This window comes from Streptomyces pseudogriseolus, from assembly GCA_002154585.1.
Classification (GTDB): domain Bacteria; phylum Actinomycetota; class Actinomycetes; order Streptomycetales; family Streptomycetaceae; genus Streptomyces; species Streptomyces pseudogriseolus.
Window position 1 is genome coordinate 1 of the sequence record MUNG01000635.1, and the last position, 647, is coordinate 647.

1 protein-coding gene is annotated in these 647 nt (G+C 69.1%); it reads right to left on the reverse strand.

Annotated features, from left to right (window positions below; all coding sequences use genetic code 11):
- A partial coding sequence (locus CCN29_RS33620; protein ID WP_442538670.1) for a DNA polymerase occupies positions 1–647 on the reverse strand: 647 nt, incomplete at both ends.

The following is a 647-nucleotide window of genomic DNA, read 5'->3' on the forward strand; positions in this document are numbered from 1 at the left end:
TCGGCCGCCTCGATGTTCAGCTGCTGGGAGAGGCCGAAGGCGGACAGCCCGTAGGCCAGGCCGTACGACATCGCCTTGATCTTGCGGCGCATCTCCGCGTCCACCGCGGACTGGTCGACGGAGAACACCTGGGCGGCGGCCGTGGTGTGCAGGTCCTCGCCGGAGGTGAACGCCTCGGTGAGGCCGGCGTCCTCGGAGAGGTGCGCCATCACGCGCAGCTCGATCTGGCTGTAGTCGGCGGTGAGCAGCGACTCGAAGCCCTCGCCGACCACGAAGCCGCGGCGGATGGCGCGGCCCTCGTCCGTGCGGACCGGGATGTTCTGGAGGTTGGGGTCCGTGGAGGACAGCCGGCCGGTCGCGGCGACGGTCTGGTTGAACGTGGTGTGGATGCGGCCGTCCGAGGCGATCGTCTTGATCAGGCCATCGACGGTGACGCGGAGCTTCGCCTGCTCACGGTGGCGCAGCATGATCACCGGGAGTTCGTTGTCCGTCTGGCCGGCGAGCCAGGCGAGGGCGTCGGCGTCCGTGGTGTACCCGGTCTTTGTCTTCTTCGTCTTGGGGAGGGCCAGCTCACCGAAGAGGACCTCCTGGAGCTGCTTGGGCGAGCCCAGGTTGAACTCGTGCCCCGCCGCCGCGTGCGCCTCCTT